Annotated in this window: 16 protein-coding genes and 2 tRNA genes; 14 read left to right on the top strand and 4 right to left on the bottom strand. The window is 68.4% G+C overall.

The genetic code is table 11. From position 1 onward, the window contains the following. The first annotated feature begins 8 nt into the window (after positions 1–8). The 7 genes from ABDW59_RS11340 to phaR all read left to right on the top strand — a co-directional run bounded on the left by ABDW59_RS11340 (position 9) and on the right by phaR (position 6628). A complete protein-coding gene (locus ABDW59_RS11340) occupies positions 9–875 on the top strand; it encodes an alpha/beta hydrolase (RefSeq protein WP_343629888.1) in 867 nt (288 codons plus the stop codon). Between the two features lie 61 nt (positions 876–936). Continuing rightward, on the top strand, positions 937–3210 hold the full coding sequence (locus ABDW59_RS11345; protein WP_343629889.1) for a bifunctional (p)ppGpp synthetase/guanosine-3',5'-bis(diphosphate) 3'-pyrophosphohydrolase: 2274 nt from the start codon (positions 937–939) through the stop codon (positions 3208–3210). A gap of 83 nt (positions 3211–3293) precedes the next feature. After that, positions 3294–3370, top strand: a tRNA-Val gene (locus ABDW59_RS11350). A gap of 106 nt (positions 3371–3476) precedes the next feature. Further along, positions 3477–3553 (top strand) — tRNA-Val (locus tag ABDW59_RS11355). 274 nt (positions 3554–3827) lie between these two features. After that, entirely contained in the window at positions 3828–4481 is a 654-nt protein-coding gene (locus tag ABDW59_RS11360) for a biliverdin-producing heme oxygenase (protein WP_343629892.1), read from the top strand. Positions 4482–4623: 142 nt separating this feature from the next. Then, positions 4624–5655 (top strand): LacI family DNA-binding transcriptional regulator, encoded by a 1032-nt coding sequence (locus ABDW59_RS11365; RefSeq protein WP_343629894.1) that lies wholly within the window; start codon positions 4624–4626, stop codon positions 5653–5655. A 391-nt stretch (positions 5656–6046) separates the two neighbouring features. Further along, positions 6047–6628, top strand: coding sequence for a polyhydroxyalkanoate synthesis repressor PhaR (gene phaR, locus ABDW59_RS11370; RefSeq protein WP_343629895.1), 582 nt, complete (start codon positions 6047–6049; stop codon positions 6626–6628). Between the two features lie 53 nt (positions 6629–6681). On the opposite strand, the gene ABDW59_RS11375 is transcribed toward phaR, so the two are convergent. Continuing rightward, positions 6682–7149, bottom strand: a complete 468-nt coding sequence (locus ABDW59_RS11375; RefSeq protein ID WP_343629896.1) for a GFA family protein — start codon at positions 7147–7149, stop codon at positions 6682–6684. A gap of 287 nt (positions 7150–7436) precedes the next feature. Here ABDW59_RS11375 and rimO point away from each other — a divergent pair, with 287 nt between their 5' ends. Together rimO and ABDW59_RS11385 are read left to right on the top strand one after the other, a co-directional pair. Continuing rightward, entirely contained in the window at positions 7437–8846 is a 1410-nt protein-coding gene (gene rimO / locus ABDW59_RS11380) for a 30S ribosomal protein S12 methylthiotransferase RimO (RefSeq protein WP_343629897.1), read from the top strand. Between the two features lie 244 nt (positions 8847–9090). After that, positions 9091–10299 (top strand): PLP-dependent transferase, encoded by a 1209-nt coding sequence (locus ABDW59_RS11385; protein WP_343629898.1) that lies wholly within the window; start codon positions 9091–9093, stop codon positions 10297–10299. Between the two features lie 7 nt (positions 10300–10306). Here the strand turns inward: ABDW59_RS11385 and ABDW59_RS11390 are convergent, their stop codons facing one another. Together ABDW59_RS11390 and smpB are read right to left on the bottom strand one after the other, a co-directional pair. After that, entirely contained in the window at positions 10307–11794 is a 1488-nt protein-coding gene (locus tag ABDW59_RS11390; RefSeq protein WP_343629899.1) for a hypothetical protein, read from the bottom strand. Between the two features lie 69 nt (positions 11795–11863). Further along, positions 11864–12436, bottom strand: a complete 573-nt coding sequence (gene smpB / locus ABDW59_RS11395; RefSeq protein ID WP_343630006.1) for an SsrA-binding protein SmpB — start codon at positions 12434–12436, stop codon at positions 11864–11866. 21 nt (positions 12437–12457) lie between these two features. On the opposite strand from smpB, the gene ABDW59_RS11400 reads away from it, so the two are divergent. Continuing rightward, entirely contained in the window at positions 12458–12922 is a 465-nt protein-coding gene (locus tag ABDW59_RS11400; RefSeq protein WP_343629900.1) for a type II toxin-antitoxin system RatA family toxin, read from the top strand. Beyond that, on the top strand, positions 12909–13277 hold the full coding sequence (locus ABDW59_RS11405; protein WP_343629901.1) for an RnfH family protein: 369 nt from the start codon (positions 12909–12911) through the stop codon (positions 13275–13277). The genes ABDW59_RS11400 and ABDW59_RS11405 overlap by 14 nt, the downstream gene beginning before the upstream one ends. An 80-nt stretch (positions 13278–13357) precedes the next feature. Here the strand turns inward: ABDW59_RS11405 and ABDW59_RS11410 are convergent, their stop codons facing one another. Beyond that, positions 13358–13867, bottom strand: coding sequence for a DUF4124 domain-containing protein (locus ABDW59_RS11410; RefSeq protein WP_343629903.1), 510 nt, complete (start codon positions 13865–13867; stop codon positions 13358–13360). Positions 13868–13966: 99 nt separating this feature from the next. Here ABDW59_RS11410 and guaB point away from each other — a divergent pair, with 99 nt between their 5' ends. The 3 genes from guaB to guaA all read left to right on the top strand — a co-directional run bounded on the left by guaB (position 13967) and on the right by guaA (position 18423). Further along, the gene (gene guaB / locus ABDW59_RS11415; protein WP_343629905.1) at positions 13967–15439 is read left to right on the top strand and encodes an IMP dehydrogenase; all 1473 of its coding nucleotides are present in this window, start codon (positions 13967–13969) and stop codon (positions 15437–15439) included. A gap of 5 nt (positions 15440–15444) precedes the next feature. Beyond that, positions 15445–16755: an MFS transporter gene (locus ABDW59_RS11420; RefSeq protein ID WP_343629906.1), complete on the top strand. Its 1311-nt coding sequence runs from the start codon at positions 15445–15447 to the stop codon at positions 16753–16755. A 63-nt stretch (positions 16756–16818) separates the two neighbouring features. Further along, on the top strand, positions 16819–18423 hold the full coding sequence (gene guaA, locus ABDW59_RS11425; RefSeq protein ID WP_343629907.1) for a glutamine-hydrolyzing GMP synthase: 1605 nt from the start codon (positions 16819–16821) through the stop codon (positions 18421–18423). The last annotated feature ends 22 nt before the right edge of the window (positions 18424–18445 follow it).

The following is an 18445-nucleotide window of genomic DNA, read 5'->3' on the forward strand; positions in this document are numbered from 1 at the left end:
TACGAGCGATGGCTGAACCGTTGTTGAAAAAACTCCAGGCGTTGAGCCCCTGCGGCTTGCACCAGGTGGCGTATTGGGAGTGGGGGCGCAGCGACAACCCGCGGGTGCTGGTCTGCGTGCACGGCCTGTCACGGCAAGGCCGCGACTTCGACGTGCTGGCGCAGCGTCTGAGCGACCGCTATCGCGTCATCTGCCCGGACGTGGTCGGCCGTGGCGAGTCCGATTGGCTCGGCGATCCGCGCAACTATCAGCTCCCGCAATACGTCTCGGACATGGTCGCGCTGCTGGCGCGCGTGGGCGTGGCCCAGGTGGACTGGCTGGGGACGTCGATGGGCGGCCTCATCGGTCTGGCGCTGGCCGCCATGCCGGCCAGCCCCATTCGCCGATTGATCCTCAACGACGTCGGCCCCGCGATCGAGTTCGCCGCGCTGCAGCGCATCGCCGGCTATGTCGGGCGCGCGCCGCAGTTCGAGAACTGCCAGCAGGGCGCCGACTATCTGCGCAGCGTCTCGCAGGGCTTCGGCCCGCACACGGACGAGCAATGGCTGGCGCTGTCGCGCGCGATGTTCAAGCCCGACGGCGACCGCTGCCGGCTGCATTACGACCCGCGCATCGGCCAGGGCCTGGCCGGTCTGACGCCCGAGCTGGCCAAGGCCGGCGAGGCGCAGCTGTGGGCCGCCTATGACGCGGTGCGGGTGCCCACGCTGCTGCTGCGCGGCGGCGACTCGGACCTGCTCACCCGCGCGACGGCGGAGCAGATGACCCAGCGCGGCCCCCGCGCCGAGCTGCACGAGTTCCCCGGCGTCGGCCATGCGCCGACCCTGGTGCAGCCCCAACAGATCGAGGTGGTCGAGCGATTCCTCGACCGCGGATGACGTCCGGCGGCGCGCGCGCAAGGGGCGACGGGCGCCGCGCCGGGACTGGAATGAGAGAAGTATGAAGACCGAACTGGGTCTGCGCCCGGAACCCGCGGCGCCCATCGTGGCGCTGCTCGACGGCGATCTGCCGAGCCGGCTTCCCAGCGCCCAACCGCAGACCGAAGAGAAGACCGATCCGGTGCGCCGCGCGCGCGCATTCGCGGAGCCGCTGCTGGCGGACCATCTGCTGGGCACCGGCGAGCTCGCGCTGGCGCATGCCGACGGCGTCGCGGCGATCCTGGCGGGCGTGGGCGCGGCCCCGTCCATGCAGGCCGCCTCGTATCTGGTTTATGCCGGCGACTACCTGAACAAGCCCGAGGAGATCGTCGCCAAGGCCTTCGGCGAGAGCGACGCCAGCCTGGTCAGCCATACGCGCCGCCTGGTGCAGATCCAGCGCGCCGCGCGTGAGGCCAAGGTCGAGGACCAGCGCAAGCAGGAGCAGACCGAGCTGGTGCGCAAGATGCTGCTGGCGTTTTCGCGCGATCTGCGCGTGGTGCTGCTGCGCCTGGCGTCGCGGCTGCAGACGCTGCGCTGGTTCGCGGCGAGCAAGACGCCGTGCCCGCGCGATCTGGCGGCCGAGTCGCTGCAGGTCTTCGCGCCGCTGGCCAATCGGCTGGGCATCTGGCAGATCAAGTGGGAACTCGAGGATCTGGCCTTCCGCTTCCTGGAGCCGGAGCAGTATCACCAGCTCGCCAAGGGGCTGCACGAGAAGCGCGTCGAGCGCGAGCAGTCGGTCGAGTCGGTGCGCGCGACGCTGGAGCGCGAGCTCCAGTCGCAAGGCATCGCCGCGCAGGTGCAGGGCCGGCCCAAGCATCTCTACAGCATCTGGAAGAAGATGCGCGGCAAGGGCCTGACGCTGGAGCGCGTCTTCGACCTGCGCGCGTTGCGCGTGGTGGTGGCCGAGGTGGCCGACTGCTACGCGGTGCTGGCGCGGCTGCACGAGCTCTACTCGCCGGTCGACGGCGAGTTCGACGACTACATCGCCCGACCCAAGCCCAACGGCTACCAGTCGCTGCACACGGTGGTGATCGCGGCGGACGGTCGGCCGATGGAGGTTCAGATCCGCACCCGCGCCATGCACGAGCACGCCGAGCACGGCGTGGCCGCGCACTGGGCCTACAAGGAGGCGGGGACCAAGGGCTATGCCGGCGTCACCGCGGCGGGCGAGTTCGAGGAGCAGGTCGCGCAGGCCCGCAAGGCGGTGCTGCGACAGCTGCTCGCCTGGGAGCGCGACTACGTTACCGAAAGCGGTCCCGCTTTCGACGACCGCATCTACGTCTTCACGCCGCAGGCCAACGTGGTCGAGTTGTGCGCCGGCGCGACCGCGGTGGACTTCGCCTATGCGCTGCACACCGACCTGGGCCACCGCTGCCGCGGCGCCAAGGTCGACGGCCAGATGGTCCCGCTGAACACGCCGCTCAAGAGCGGTCAGACGGTGGAGATCGTCGCGCTGAAGGAGGGCGGTCCCTCGCTGGACTGGCTCAATGCGGAACTCGGCTATCTGCAGAGCCCGCGCAGCAAGGCCAAGGTCCGCGCCTGGTTCAACGCGCAGGTGCAGACCCACACCATCGCCAAGGGCCGCGAGCTGGTCGAGAAGCTGCTGCAGCGCGAGGGCAAGACGGCGATCAAGCTCGACGACCTGGCCGCTCGCCTGGGCTTCAAGAGCGCGGACGCGCTGTTCGAGGTGGTGGGCAAGGACGAGTACTCGCTGCGCAACATCGAGACGCTGCTGCGCCCCCCGGTGCCCGAAGCGGACGAGGAGGAGCTGCTGGTTCAGAAGCACACCCGCAGTCCGGCCGCCGAGGGCCGCACGCCCAAGGGCGGCGTGCTGGTGGTGGGCGTGGACTCGCTGCTGACCAGCCTGGCGCGCTGCTGCCGTCCGGCACCGCCGGACGTGATCGCGGGCTACGTGACGCGCGGCAAGGGCGTGGCCATCCACCGTTCGGATTGCTCCAACCTGCGCCAGATGGCCAAGACCGCGCCGGAGCGCGTCATCGCCGTCGCCTGGGGCGAGCCCGCCGCGGATCGGCAGGGCAAGGCGGCGCAGTATCCGGTCGATCTGGTCGTCGAGGCCGCCGACCGGCCGGGCCTGCTGCGGGACGTGCTGGAGCTGTTCGCCAAGGACAAGCTCCATGTGATCTCGGTCAACCAGCAGAGCGGCAAGGGCAAGCCGGCGCGCAGCGATCTGTCGCGGATGAATTTCACCGTGGAGGTCAGCGACGCGCAGCGGCTGCAGCAGACGCTGGTGGCGCTGTCTCAGCTGTCGGGCGTGAGGAGCGCGCGGCGCCGTTGAATCAGCGTCGTGCGTTTATCGCTCAATTTCGGGCCGATTGATGGAAGACGCTCCGAATCCGGTCTATACTGCGAGGCTTCCTTAGGCGCGTAGCTCAGTTGGTTAGAGCACCACCTTGACATGGTGGGGGTCGTTGGTTCGAATCCAATCGCGCCTACCAAATTTGGTAGGCAAGTCCCTCGGGACTTACTTCAGCAGATCGCCCGATTCAAGCGGGCGATTTGTTTACCGGACCAGTGGATTGACCACCGCTGGCCGAGATCTTCAGGCGCGTAGCTCAGTTGGTTAGAGCACCACCTTGACATGGTGGGGGTCGTTGGTTCGAATCCAATCGCGCCTACCAAACGGTAGGAGGTTCCTCGGAACCAACTCTTGCAAAAGCCCGCTTCATGCGGGCTTTTTGCATTGGGGCGCGACGGAGCCTCGCGCCTGCCGAGCGTCCTCGTCCTCTACTGATCCCGGCTGGCTCTGATCGGCGCCGCCCAGACCCATAACGCCCAGGGCGGCACGTTCGCCATGCCCCGCCTGCGCGAGCAAGGCCTGACCCTACGCTCAGCCACGAGTACCGTGACAACCGCAGCAGCATCCCGCACGACCCTTCACCCCAGGATCGATCCTTGCCTACCGCCGCCATGACCACCGAGAACCCCGAATCCATCGACGTCTCGACCCTGCCGCTGAGCCAGCGGCTCAAGGCCGCCACGCGCAGCGCCCATGAGGGCCTGGACCATCGCATCATGGCCTTCCAGCCGTTCTCGTCGCTGGCGCGCTATGCCGCCTTCCTGCAGGTGCAGGTCCGATTCCATCGCGATGTCGCGCCGCTGTTCGGCGATGCGGCGCTGGAGCGCCTGCTGCCCGGCCTGAGCGATCGCCAGCGGCTCTCCGCCGTGATCGCGGATCTGGGCGACCTCGGCCAGGCGGTGCCGACCGGCTACGAGCCGGTCGAGCTCCCCACTGGCGCGGCACTGGACCTGCCCACCGCGCTGGGCTGGCTCTACGTGGAAGAGGGCTCCAACCTCGGCGCCGCCTTCCTGTTCAAGGCGGCCGCCGCGCTGGGCCTGGACGCGACGCGCGGCGCGCGGCATCTGGCGCCGTTGCCCGGAGGCCGCGCGATGAGCTGGAAGGAATTCGTCGCGCAGCTCGACGCCGTGCCGCTGACGTCCGCCCAGATCGAGCGCGCCGAGGTCGCTGCGCGCGCCGCCTTCGAGCGCGTGCGCCGGCATGTGGAGGTCTGCTGCCCGGTGGAGCCGGCGCCAGCCTCCGCGTCGTGACCCGGGCGCGGCCGAGTCGGCGCACGCTGTGCGGCGGCGCGCTCGCAGCGCTGTCGGCCTTCGCGGCGGCGAGCAGGGGAGGGCGGCCCTCGTGGGCGCAGACCTTCGTCATGGTGCGACCCCGCGCCTATGATCGGCGCCCATGTCGGAGAACGAATCCTTCCCTCGTCCCCGCCGCCGCAAGGGCAGCGGTGCCGTGACGCTGCGAGACGTCGCCCTGATCGCGGGCGTCGCGCCCATCACCGCGTCGCGAGCGATCAACACGCCCAACCAAGTCTCGCCCGAGGTGCGCGAGCGCGTCACCGAGGCCGTGCGCAAGACCGGCTATGTGCCCAACCTGCTGGCGGGCGCGCTGTCGTCGATGAAGAGCCGCATGGTCGGTCTGGCCGTGCCGACCATCGCCGGTCCGGTCTTCCTGGACACGGTGCAGAGCCTGACGGAAGCGCTGTTCGAGGCCGGCTATCAGGTGCTGCTGGGTCAGACCGGCTACGACAACGCCCGCGAGGAGGCCTGGCTGGACGCGATGATCGGCCGCCGCCCCGACGGCCTGGTGCTGACCGGCACCAGCCACTCGGAGCAGACCCGCACGCGGTTGCGCGCCTCCGGCGTGCCGGTGGTCGAGACCTGGGACCAGAGCGACGATCCGATCGACATGCTGGTGGGCTTCTCGCATGTGGAGGTGGGCCGCAAGGTTGCGAGCTTCCTGCATGAGCGCGGCCGGCGCCGTCCGGCCGGCGTGTCCGGCAGCGACGAGCGGGCGCTGCGCCGCTTCCGCGCCTTCCAGGAGCAGGCCCGAGCCCTGGGCGTCGAGGAGGTGCCGGTTGCGGCCGTGGCCACGCCGACGACGCTGGGCAGCGGCCGCCGCGGCCTGTGCGATCTGCTGGAGCGCCCGGGCGGGGTGGATGCCGTGTTCTGCAGTTCCGACTCGCTGGCGCTGGGCGTGCTGATCGAGGCCCAGGCCCGCGGCCTGCGTGTACCTGAGGACCTCGCCATCGTCGGTTTCGGCGATCTCGCGCTGGCCCGCGATCTGGAGCCGGCGCTGACCACGGTCCGCATCGACGGCTTCGCCATCGGTCGCCAGGCCGCGCGCTTCATCCTCGACCGCGCCGACGGCCCGGTCGAACGCCGCGCCATCGACATCGGCTTCGAGCTGGTGCAACGCGCCAGCACCTGATTCGATCGTCTCCCCGACTGCCCCTCGACCGTCCACGTCGCCCCTGGATCGTCCATGAGGTCCCTGGATCGTCCATAAGGACCCTGGATCGTCCATGAGGACCCTGGATCGTCCATGAGGACCCTGGATCGTCCATGAGGTGCCTGGACCGTCTCCGGTCCCCCCAAGTCGCTCGGTCTGACTCCCTCGCCCGCTTGCGGGAGAGGGCGGGGGAGAGGGTCTTCTCCCACGAGGGTCTCCCCGGTGGCCGCGCTGTCGGCGATGCCGGTGGGCACCCCTGCCGGGCCGGGGCCGGGCTTGGTCCGCCTCCCGCACAGCGAGGGAAAGCACCCGGCGGGGGGCTTGTCGGGGGCCTCCTAGAATGGGTTTCAAGACCCTCAGAGGAGACAGCATGGTGACGGCCCGACGCGGCAAGACCGCCCCCGGCAGCGAAGACCCCGCGCGACCCAAGGGTCCGCGGGTGCTCAAGAAGTATCCGAACCGCCGGCTCTACGACACGCAGACCAGCAGCTACATCACCTTGGCGGACGTCAAGAAGATGGTGCTGGAGGGGCTGGAGTTCGAGGTCCGCGACGCCAAGTCCGGCGACGAGCTGACGCGCTCGATCCTGCTGCAGATCATTCTGGAGGAGGAGATGGGCGGGATGCCGATGTTCTCGACGCCGCTGCTGGCGCAGATCATCCGCTTCTACGGCCATGCGATGCAGGGCCTGGCGGGTGCCTATCTGGAGAAGAACCTGCAGGCCTTCGGCGAGATGCAGGCGCGCTTCGCGGATCCGACCAAGAGCGGCGGTTTCGATCCGCAGCTGTGGGCGCAGTTCATGAGCGGTCAGGCGCCGATGATGCAGGGCCTGATGGGCAACTATCTGGAGCAGTCCAAGAACCTGTTCCTGCAGATGCAGGAGCAATTCCAGAGCGCCGGGAACATCTTCCCCGGGGTTCCCGGCTTCCCGCCCGGGCCGACGAAGAAGTGACGGCACCGGGGAGGGCGCGTGAGGCGCCGCTCCCCGATCTTGCGAGAGTGCCGCTACAGCCCATGCCGCCGATGCCATTCGGCGAGCGATTCATCCGGGTAATGCGCGAAGCGCGGATCCTCCGGCTTCCCCTCCACCAGCACCCATGGCGCCTTCGAGTCCAGCAGCCCGTGCACGTTCTGAGGCGGGATGGGGAGCGGCGTATCGATGGCGCCGGCATGCGGGTGGATGAGATCGGGCCAGGTCTCGTCGTAGAGCCAGAGCGCCGTGCCGCAGCGGCCGCAGAAGTGGCGCTGGCCGGTGCTCTCCTTGCCGTCGATGACGGCGCGGTAGACGCGCAGATGGCGCTTGCCCGTCAGAAGCTTGAAGGTCCGATGATCGGCGCCAAGGTTGATCGCGTAGCCGCCGGTGCCCGCCGTCTTGCGGCAGATCGAGCAGTAGCAGCGCATGAACGGGACCGGCTCCGTCGACTCGACGGTGAAGCGGACGCTGCCGCAGTGGCAGGAGCCTTCGAGGTGCATGGGGATCTCCAGTTCCGATCTGGAAACGGAGCAATCGACATGCCGTCACTTGATCGCGATGCCGTGCGTTCCAGCTCTTGTCACCGGCCTCTATCGCGTGCTGACCGCCGATCTTGCGACTGCCAGAGTGGTCATCCCTTCTCCGCGGGCCGGCAGGGCGGACAGCTCGGCCGCGAGAGGAAGTTCCGCTTCCGCGGACCTGCTCTCGCGTCGCGAATAGGCCCAATCGGGCGGTGCGCATTACAATACCGCCCCAGCTCTCAGCCAGATCTCCCGGCGGAATTTAAATGGAATCAACGACTTACGACCCCTCCGCCGGCAAGCAGGCCGCTGCTCCGAAGATCGGCTTCGTCAGCCTCGGCTGTCCGAAGGCCCTCACTGACTCCGAGCTGATCCTCACGCAGCTGCGTGCCGAGGGCTACGAGACCTCCAAGACCTTCGCCGGCGCGGACCTGGTGATCGTCAACACCTGCGGCTTCATCGACGACGCGGTGAAGGAATCGCTGGACACCATCGGCGAGGCGCTGGCCGAGAACGGCAAGGTCATCGTCACCGGCTGCCTCGGCGCCAAGGCGGGCGCGAGCTCCGACAACATGGTCCGCGAGATCCACCCCAGCGTCCTGGCCGTCACCGGCCCGCATGCGACGCAGGAAGTGATGGACGCCGTCCACACCCACGTCCCCAAGCCGCACGACCCCTTCATCGACCTCGTCCCCGAGGCCCGCGGCGTGGCCGGCATCAAGCTGACGCCCAAGCATTACGCCTATCTGAAGATCTCCGAGGGCTGCAACCACCGCTGCAGCTTCTGCATCATCCCGAGCATGCGCGGCGACCTGGTCTCCCGCCCCATCGGCGACGTGCTGTCGGAAGCCAAGGCCCTGTTCGATTCCGGCGTCAAGGAACTCCTGGTCATCAGCCAGGACACCTCGGCCTACGGCGTCGACATCAAGTACCGGACCGGCTTCTGGGACGGCAAGCCGGTCAAGACCCGCATGTTCGACCTGGTCGCCCAACTCGGCGAGATCGCCAAGCCCTATGGCGCCTGGGTGCGTCTGCATTACGTCTATCCCTATCCGCACGTCGACGAGATCGTCCCGATGATGGCCGAGGGCCTCATCCTCCCGTACCTCGACGTCCCGTTCCAGCACGCCCATCCCGATGTGCAGAAGCGCATGAAGCGCCCGGCCAACGGCGAGAAGAACCTCGAGCGCATCCTGCGCTGGCGCGAGATCTGCCCCGAGTTGGTCATTCGCTCGACCTTCATTGCCGGCTTCCCCGGCGAGACCGAGGCCGAGTTCCGGTACCTGCTCGACTTCATGCGCGAAGCCAAGATCGATCGCGCCGGCTGCTTCGCCTATTCGCCGATCGAAGGCGCCCCGGCCAACGCGCTGGACGGCGCGCTGCCCGATGAAGTGCGCGAGGAACGCCGCGCTCGCTTCATGGCTGTGGCCGAGGAAGTCTCGATCGCCAAGCTGCAAAGCCGCATCGGCGCGACCATGCAGGTGCTGGTCGACTCCGCGCCCGCGCTGGGCCGCAAGGGCGGCGTCGGCCGCTCGTATGCGGACGCGCCGGAGATCGACGGCACCGTGCGCCTGCTGCCGCCCGAGAAGGCCAGCAAGCAGCTGCGCGTGGGTGAGTTCACCCGCGCCCGCATCGTCGGCGCCGAAGGCCACGACCTGATCGCGCTTCCGATCTGATCGCTGGCTGTCACTCGCCCAGCAGCTGCTGGAGGTCGATGGCGTCGGCCATCGCCGCATATCCCGCATCGCCCGGATGCAAGTGATCGCCTGAATCGAAGGCCGGCGCGATGCCGACGCCGGTCGCGGGCCGGGCGACGGTCGCCGCATCAATGCGCAGCGGCGTGCTGCCGCACTAGTTCCTGAACTCCAACAGATCGTCGTGGCGGAGAATCGCTCGACCCCAAGATCTCGAGGAACTCCCGTGACCCAGCGCGGCATCGCCACCGACCTGATCCACCATCCATTCCGCGCGCCTGCGGGCTGGGACGCCGTGCCCGTGCCGGTAATGAAGGCCTCGACGGTGCTCTTCAAGGACACCGCCGAGTTGCACGCGCCGCGGCCGCGCGACGGCATCAGCTATCGCTACGGCCTGCCCGGGACGCCGACCACCTACACGTTGGCCGCACGCATCGCGACGCTCGAGCATGCCGAGCACTGCGTGCTCACGCCCAGCGGCGTGTCGGCGGTGACGCTGACCAGCATGGCCTTCCTGCAGCCCGGCGACGAGGTGCTGCTGCCCGACAACGTCTACGGCCAGAACCGCTACGTCACCGCCGGCCTGCTGAGCCGGCTCGGCATCACGCATCGCTTCTACGATCCGCTCGACGCCGCGGCCTTCGAGGCCATGCTGTCGGAACGGACCAAGCTCGTGTGGCTGGAGGCCGCAGGATCCATCACACTGGAGTTCCCCGATCTGATCGGCCTGATCCGGGCCTGCCGCGCCCGCGGCGTGCTGACCGCGATCGACGACACCTGGGGCGGCGGTCTTGCCTTCAACTCCTTCGAGGTCGCGCCTGCGCTGGCGCCGGGCCTGGGCGCCGACATCGCGATGCATGCGCTGACCAAGTTCCCGTCGGGCGGCGCCGATCTGCTGATGGGCGCGGTCTGCACGCGCGACCTCGCGCTGCATCGCCGGCTGGTCGAGATGCACGAGTTCCTCGGCTACGGCCTGGGCCAGAACGACGTCGAGATGGTGCTGCGCGGTCTGCCCAGCATCGCGCTGCGCTATCGCGCGCAGGACGCGGCGACGCGAGTGCTGGCGCGATGGATGCAGGGCCGGCCAGAGGTCGCGCGGGTGCTGCATCCGGCGATGGAGAACTCGCCCGGTCACGCCTTCTGGCGCCAGGTGAGCCCGGACGCGGCGGGCTGTCTGTTCTCGGTCGTGTTCAAGCCCGAGTACGAGCAGCGACGCGTCGACGCCTTCGTCGACGCGCTGCGGTGTTTCGGGATCGGCTACTCGTGGGCCGGGCCGATGAGCCTGGTCGTGCCCTACGACCTCAGCCGCAGCCGTTCGCTGGGGCTGCCGTGGACGCCGGAGGAGGGCGGCCAGCTGGTCCGCTTCGCGATCGGTCTGGAGGACGTCGAGGACCTGCGCGCCGACATCGAGCAGGCGTTGTCGCGACTGTCCTGAGTGGCCGTCACCGCGTGTCCGCTTGGCGGGTCCGGTTCTCTTCCCACCACAGGATGTCGGAGTCGGGTGACTTCGCCACCAGGTCCTGCAAACCCCATCGCTGTCGAGTGCTGACGAAATCGAGCGTGCGAGCCAGATCTTCGCTCAGACATTGGTAGCCATGTCGCTGTCCGAGTCCCGGCACCGGCGGCGCCAGCCGTGGGGCGGGCGATCCGCCCGCGCTGCCGAGTGCGGCGTCGAAACGCTTCTCCCAATCCATGGACGTCCTTCCCAGGCAGGCGGGGGCAGGGATGCAAGACTTCCGAGGCGGGTCGAAGCCGGCGCCCAGTTCCTGGAGCGCACGGCAAACGAAGGCCAGGGGAGCGTGCCCGATCGGACTCCGGAGCACGAGCAGGTTCTCGAAGAACGGACCCGGAGAGGCCCCCTTTCGAGCCGGGTCCTTCGATCCGCCCAGCCGGAAGAAGTTGCTCCGGTCGTCCGGCCCTGTCGGCATCGGCAGAACCGCGCGAAGGAGCTCCGTGAATGCGTAGGCATAACGCATGTCGATGGCGTCGGGCTGGTGCGGACTAGGTTGCGGAGGCCGCTCGGCGAGCGTTCTGGCGGTGCGGCACAGGTAACTGGGCAGGAAGGCGTGACGCGGCGGCGCAATCACGGCGCGCCAGACCTCTTCGCGGCTCAGCACGCCTTGGTTCGACAACCGGCTCAGGAGCGACATGTAGACGGCGTTCACCGTGCTTTGGGCCGCGTCTTGCCGCATCCAGGCGGCACGCGCTTGGACACCGTGATCGGTGGAGGCGGCCGAGAATTGCATGCGATGCGCTTCCGCATGGTTCATCTGCGTCATGTGCGAAACCATGCCTCGGCTCAGCAAGGCCAGGGCGAGCGCGCGACGCTCATGGTCCTCTGCGGGAGTTCCCGCCAAGTGAGCAGCGATCGCCCGCAGCCGGACCAGGACCTCCAGACTGCCATCCGAGCCGATCGGAAGCGAGCGCGCGACTCTTTGCACCGCGGCTGCGGGCTCGTTCAAGCGATGCTGACTCAGCAGGCTCGAGGGCTCGTCGGGCAGTGAGCGCTCGACTCTCCGCACCGCGGCTGCGGACTCGTTCAAGCGATGTTGACTCAGCAGGCTCGAGGCCTCATCGGGCAGTGAGCGGATGCGGGCATGCGTCGGCGCCGGTGGGTGCCGGACCGCGGCTCGCGGCATGGGCACGTAGCGGGGAAGCCCACGGGGCGAGCGTGCCGCTGCGGCCAGGTCGTCAGCGTCGCCATCCTCTGACGAACTGGCGCTCGGCGAGCGGGTGTACGTCGTGCGTCCGGACCACAGTCCGGCGGGGCTCACCGCCTCCTCGGCGGCGCCGAGTTGCCGTTGGCGTCGCAACAGGTGCATCGCCTGCTCGGGGTCGATGGGGAGGGACGAGTCGTCGAATGAGCCGTCCAGGCTCGCGTCCCAGGGCGGGGCCGGCAGGGAAGGGCCGGCTCCCAGGGGGAAGGACATTCATGGCTCCACGTGCTGAAAGACCCGTGAGTCGGGCCCGCACGTGAGCGGTGGAAGAATATGGAGGCGTCAGTCCTTCGCCGGCCCGGAGACCTTGTGTCGCATCAGGCGGCCCTTCTCGCGTTCCCAATCGCGTTTCTTCTCGGTCTCGCGCTTGTCGTGCTGCGCCTTGCCCTTGGCCAGCGCGATCTGCGCCTTCACCCGGCCGCCCTTGTAATGCAGGTCCAGCGGGATCAGCGTGAAGCCGCGCTGCTCCACCTTGCCGATCAGCCGGCGAATGTCGGCGCGGCTCATCAAGAGCTTCTTCGTACGGTCCGCCTGCGGATGCACATGGGTCGACGCGGTGCGCAGCGGATTGATGCGGCAGCCGATGAGAAACAGCTCGCCGTCCCGGATCACGACGTAGCCGTCCGGAAGCTGCACCTGGCCGGCGCGGATGGCCTTGACCTCCCAGCCCTCCAGGACCAGGCCGGCCTCGTACTGCTCCTCGATGTGGTACTCGAATCGGGCGCGGCGGTTTTCTGCGATGGACATGGCGTGCGGTGTTCTTCTGCGTGGGGCGGGCTCGTCGAACTCGTGCGAGCGTCGCCCGGATGACGGCGATGCGATCGACCAGATGGGGTCGAACGGGCCGCCTACAATCCCGCCATTCTAAGAAGCCCCATGAAGCAAGTCCGCAAGACAGTCCTCCTCTGGTATTCCCCGCGGGAGATGTACGAGCTGGTCACCCATGTCGAGCGCTACCCGGAGTTCCTGCCCTGGTGCTCCGCCGCGGAGGTCCTGGAGCGCCACGACGATGGCATGACGGCCAAGCTGTCGCTCTCCTACGCCGGCCTGCGCCACGCGTTCACGACCCGCAACAGCCACGAGACCGACCGCCGCGTGCGCATGCAGCTGGTCGACGGCCCGTTCTCCATGCTGGACGGCGACTGGCAGTTCCTGCCGCTGAACCGACCCGGCACCCCGCCCGGCGCCGAGCCGCAAGCCTGCAAGATCGAGTTCGAGCTCCGCTATGCGTTCTCCAGCTTCGCGCTGGAGGCCGTGGTCAGCCCGGTCTTCGACCGCATCGCCAACACCTTCGTCGACACCTTCGTGAAGCGGGCGGAGCAGGTTTATGGACCGCGCTGAGCTTGACGCGTCCGCGGTGTCGATGCCGGCCGCGGGGGCCGTCCCGCTGGTCATCGAGATCTTCTGGAGCCCGGCCGCCGGTGAGCTGCGAGAGCAGCGCCTGAGCCTGCCCGCCGGCAGTACGCTGCGGCAGGCGCTGCTGGCGAGCCAGTGGTTCGAGCCGTCGGCCATCGACAGGCTGAAGGCCGGCATCTGGGGCCGCGTCAAGCCGCTGGACACGCCGCTGCGCGAGCTCGATCGCGTGGAGGTCTACCGGCCGCTGACCGTCGACCCGAAGGAGGCGCGGCGCCAGCGCTACAAGGACACCGGCAGGCGCATCGTCACGCGACACCGGCCGCTGGGCCGCAAGGCCTGAGGCCGCGCGGTCCACCGGCATCCCCATGAAGAACGGCGACCGAAAGGTCGCCGTGTCGTTTCAGCGGGGTGGCGCCGGCCTTACTTGCAGTTGGCGCTGATGACGCTCTGCATCTGGCGGATCTCGTCCTGGCGCATCTGGTCGGTCATCGGCTGGGACTCGCCGGCTTGCGTGCCGCTGCGCAGACGCACGCCGGACTCCAGCACGCGCATGCGGTTCTGCGCGTTGCGGCAGTTCTCGGCCATCGCCTCGCTGCGCTGCTTCTCCTCGGCGGCCTTGCGCTCGCGCTCGATCTTTTCGCGCGAGGACGCCTCGCTCGCGGCCCGGCCCGGCGCGGAAGCGCCCGAGGCGGGAGCCGAGGAGCCCGTCGCCGCGGTCGCCGCGGGCGAGGCCATCGGACGCGAGGTGTTGGACGGGCGCTGCAGGATGTCCTTGTCGGTCACGCTGGGCGGGGGCGGGCGATCGCTGTACTGGACACGGCCGTCGGCGTCGCGCCATTTCCATTGCGCCTGCGCCGACGGGCTCAGCGCCAGCAGTGCGAACGCGCACAGCAAGCCGGTCGTGAGGCGCGGGAATCGATGAAGCGTCATGGCGGGGGGAAGACTCTTTTTTGCGGTGGGATTTACCGGCGTCGGCGAGTGTAGCGCTCGGCCTCTCTATAATGCGCCTTTGCGTCTGGAGCTTCCCTCATGCGCCTACTCGGAAAAGCGCTCACCTTCGACGACGTGTTGCTGGTGCCGGCGTTCTCCCAGGTGTTGCCGCGCGACACCAGCCTGTCCACGCAGTTCACGCGTGGCATTCGACTGAACCTCCCCCTCGTGTCCGCCGCCATGGACACCGTGACCGAAGCCCGTCTGGCGATCGCGATCGCGCAGGAGGGCGGCATCGGCATCGTCCACAAGAACCTCACCCCCCAGCAGCAGGCTTTTGAAGTCGCCCGCGTGAAGCGTTACGAGTCCGGCGTGTTGCGTGACCCGATCACCATCACCGCCTCGACCACGGTGCGACAGGTCAAGCAGCTCAGCGAGCAGCACGGCATCTCGGGCTTTCCGGTGCTGGACGGCAAGAAGGTCATCGGCATCGTCACCGGCCGTGACCTGCGCTTCGAGACCCGCATGGACGCCCCGGTGTCCGAGATCATGACCCCGGCCGAGCGGCTGATCACGGTCTCCGAGGGCGCCTCGCTGAGCGAAGGCAAGGCGCTGATGCACAAGCACAAGCTCGAGCGCGTGCTGGTGGTCAACGACGCGTTCGAGCTGCGCGGCCTGATGACCGTCAAGGACATCACCAAGCAGACCAACTTCCCCAACGCGGCCCGTGACGACCACGGCAAGCTGCGCGTCGGCGCCGCGGTCGGCGTGGGCGATGGCACGGAAGAGCGCGTGGACCTGCTGGTCAAGGCCGGCGTGGACGCGATCGTCGTCGACACCGCCCACGGCCACAGCTCCGGCGTGATCGAGCGCGTGCGCTGGGTCAAGAAGAACTATCCGCAGGTCCAGGTCATCGGCGGCAACATCGCCACCGGCGCCGCGGCGCTGGCGCTGGTGGAAGCCGGCGCGGACGCGGTCAAGGTCGGCATCGGCCCGGGCTCGATCTGCACCACCCGCATCGTCGCCGGCGTCGGCGTCCCGCAGATCGCCGCGATCGACTTCGTCGCCACGGCGCTCAAGGGCACCGGCGTTCCGCTGATCGCGGACGGCGGCATCCGCTACTCGGGCGACATCGCCAAGGCCATCGCGGCCGGCGCGAGCACGGTGATGATGGGCGGCATGTTCGCCGGCACCGAGGAAGCGCCGGGCGAAGTGATCCTGTACCAGGGCCGCAGCTACAAGAGCTACCGCGGCATGGGCTCGATCGGCGCGATGAAGGCCGGCTCGGCCGACCGCTACTTCCAGGAGAACGACGAGACCACCAACCCCAACGCGGACAAGCTGGTCCCCGAGGGCATCGAAGGTCGCGTCCCCTACAAGGGCTCGATGGTCGCGATCGTCCACCAGATGGCGGGCGGCGTGCGGGCGGCGATGGGCTACTGCGGTTGCGGCAGCATCAGCGACATGCATGACAAGGCCGAGTTCGTCGAGATCACCTCGGCCGGCATTCGCGAGAGCCACGTCCACGACGTGCAGATCACGAAGGAAGCGCCCAACTACCGTCTGGAGTGAGTCTCTTGTCCGACTCGGCGAAGACCGGCGGCGGCCCTGAGGCCGTCGCCATCCCGAACGCACATGGCGGCCGCAAGGCCGCCATGTCGTTCATCCTGATCGCGGTGCTGATCGACATGGTGTCGATCGGTCTGATCATTCCGGTGCTCCCCCCGCTGGTAGGCACCTTCACGCAGAGCGAGACCCAGCACACGCTGGCGCAACTCGCCGTGGCGTTCGCCTTCGGCATCGCCAACTTCTTCGGCAGCCCGATCCTGGGCGGCCTGTCGGACCGCTTTGGCCGCCGCAAGGTGATGCTGATCGGCTTCAGTGGCCTGGCGCTGAGCTTCTTCGTCACCGCGATGGCGGACGCGCTCTGGATGCTGGTCGTGGTCCGGCTGTTCTCCGGCGCGATGCAGGCCAATGCCGCCGTCGCCAACGCCTATGTCGCCGACATCACCCCGCCCGCCGACCGCGCCAAGCGCTTCGGCATGCTGGGCGCGGCCTTCGGCATGGGCTTCATCCTGGGCCCGGTGATGGGCGGGCTGCTGGGCAGCATCGACCTGCACCTGCCGTTCTACGTCGCCGGCACGCTGGCCCTGCTGAACTGGCTCTACGGCTTCTTCGTGCTGCCCGAGTCGCTGGCGCCCGAGCATCGTCGCCCCTTCGACTGGCGCAAGGCCAACCCGGTCGCGGCGCTGGGCCGCCTGCGCAAGCTGCAAGGCGTGGGGCCGCTGATCTACGTGATCGCCTGTTCGGGCCTGGCGCAGCTCGTCATCCAGACCAGCTGGGTCCTCTACAACCAGCACAAATTCGGCTGGGGCCCGCGCGAGAACGGCCTGTCGCTGTTCGTCGTCGGCCTGATGTCGGTGATCGTGCAGGGCGTGCTGCTGCAGCCGCTGATGCGCTGGCTGGGCGCGCGCAAGCTGGTGCTGATCGGCCTGGCCACGTCGGTGCTGACCAACTTGGTCTGGGGCCTGTCGACCGAGGCCTGGATGATGGTGGGCGCGATCTTCCTGAACATCGCCGGCATCGCCTCCACGCCTGCGATGCAGGGCCTGATTTCCAACTCCGCCGACGCGCGCACGCAGGGCGAGACCATGGGTGCGGTGGCCGCGATCAACAGCCTGATGGCGGTGATCTCCCCGATCTGCGGCCTGGGCCTGATGGCGCTGGTGGCCGAGCTCCCGAAAACCGACTGGCGCCTGGGCGCCCCGTTCTACCTCTGCGCCCTGCTGCAGCTGGTGTCGCTGTTCTTCGCGTGGCGTCATTTCCACGCGCCGGCCCAGCCCAGTGCAACAGCCCAGGCCAAAGCCGAGGCCGAAGCCGCGACCTGACTTCCGGCGACCTGATTCCCGCCGACCTGATTCCCGATCTCCAAGCATCCGCAAGACAAGACCATGCACGACAAAGTCCTCATCCTCGATTTCGGTTCCCAGGTGACGCAGCTGATCGCGCGGCGCGTGCGCGAGGCCCACGTCTATTGCGAGATCCATCCCAACGACGTCAGCGACGACTTCATCCGTTCGTTCGCGCCCAAGGCGATCATCCTGTCCGGCAGCCACGCATCGACCTACGAGGACCATGAGCTGCGCGCTCCCCAGGCGGTGTGGGACCTGGGCGTGCCGGTGCTGGGCATCTGCTACGGCATGCAGACCATGGCAGTGCAGCTGGGCGGCAAGGTCGAGTGGAGCGACCACCGCGAGTTCGGCTACGCCGAGGTCCGCGCGCACGGCCATACCAAGCTGCTGGACGGCATCCAGGACTTCGGCACGCCCGAAGGCCACGGCATGCTCAAGGTCTGGATGAGCCACGGCGACAAGGTCACCGCGCTGCCGCCGGGCTTCACGCTGATGGCCTCGACGCCGAGCTGCCCGATCGCCGGCATGGCGAACGAGGGCAAGGGCTACTACGCCTTCCAGTTCCACCCCGAGGTGACGCACACGCTGCAGGGCGCGGCCATCATCACGCGCTTCGTGCGCGAGATCGGCGGCTGCCAGGGCGACTGGATCATGGGCAACTACATCGACGAGGCCGTTGCCAAGATCCGCGAGCAAGTCGGCGATGAGGAAGTCATCCTGGGCCTGTCCGGCGGCGTCGATTCGTCGGTGGCCGCGGCGCTGATCCATCGCGCGATTGGTGACCAGCTGACCTGCGTCTTCGTCGATCACGGCCTGCTGCGCCTGAACGAGGGCGACATGGTGATGGACATGTTCGAGGGCAAGCTGCACGCGAAGGTGATCCGCGTCGACGCGAGCGATCTCTTCCTGGGCCAGCTGGCCGGTGTGACCGATCCGGAGCGCAAGCGCAAGATCATCGGCGGCCTGTTCGTCGACGTGTTCAAGGCGGAAGCCGAGAAGCTCAAGAGCAGCGGCCAAGGGCACAAGGGTGCGACCTTCCTGGCGCAGGGCACGATCTACCCGGACGTGGTGGAGAGCGGTGGCACCAAGACCAAGAAGGCCACGACGATCAAGAGCCACCACAACGTGGGCGGGCTGCCGGAGCAGCTGGGTCTGAAGCTGCTGGAGCCGCTGCGCGAGCTGTTCAAGGACGAGGTCCGCGAGCTGGGCGTGGCGCTGGGGCTGCCGCCGGAGATGGTCTACCGCCATCCGTTCCCGGGACCGGGCCTGGGCGTTCGCATCCTGGGCGAGGTCAAGAAGGAGTACGCGGACCTGCTGCGCCGCGCCGATGCGATCTTCATCGAGGAACTGCGCAACACCCGCGACGAGGCGACGGGCAAGACCTGGTACGAGCTGACCAGCCAGGCCTTCACCGTGTTCCTGCCGGTGAAGAGCGTGGGCGTGATGGGCGACGGCCGGACCTACGACTACGTGGTGGCGCTGCGGGCGGTGCAGACCAGCGACTTCATGACGGCCGACTGGGCGGAGCTGCCCTACAGCCTGCTCAAGCGCTGCTCGGGCCGCATCATCAACGAGGTGCGCGGCATCAACCGCGTCACCTACGACGTGTCGAGCAAGCCGCCCGCGACGATCGAGTGGGAATGAGCATCGCTGTCGCGATGAAATG

This window comes from Roseateles sp., assembly GCF_039595295.1.
Lineage (GTDB): Bacteria > Pseudomonadota > Gammaproteobacteria > Burkholderiales > Burkholderiaceae_C > Roseateles.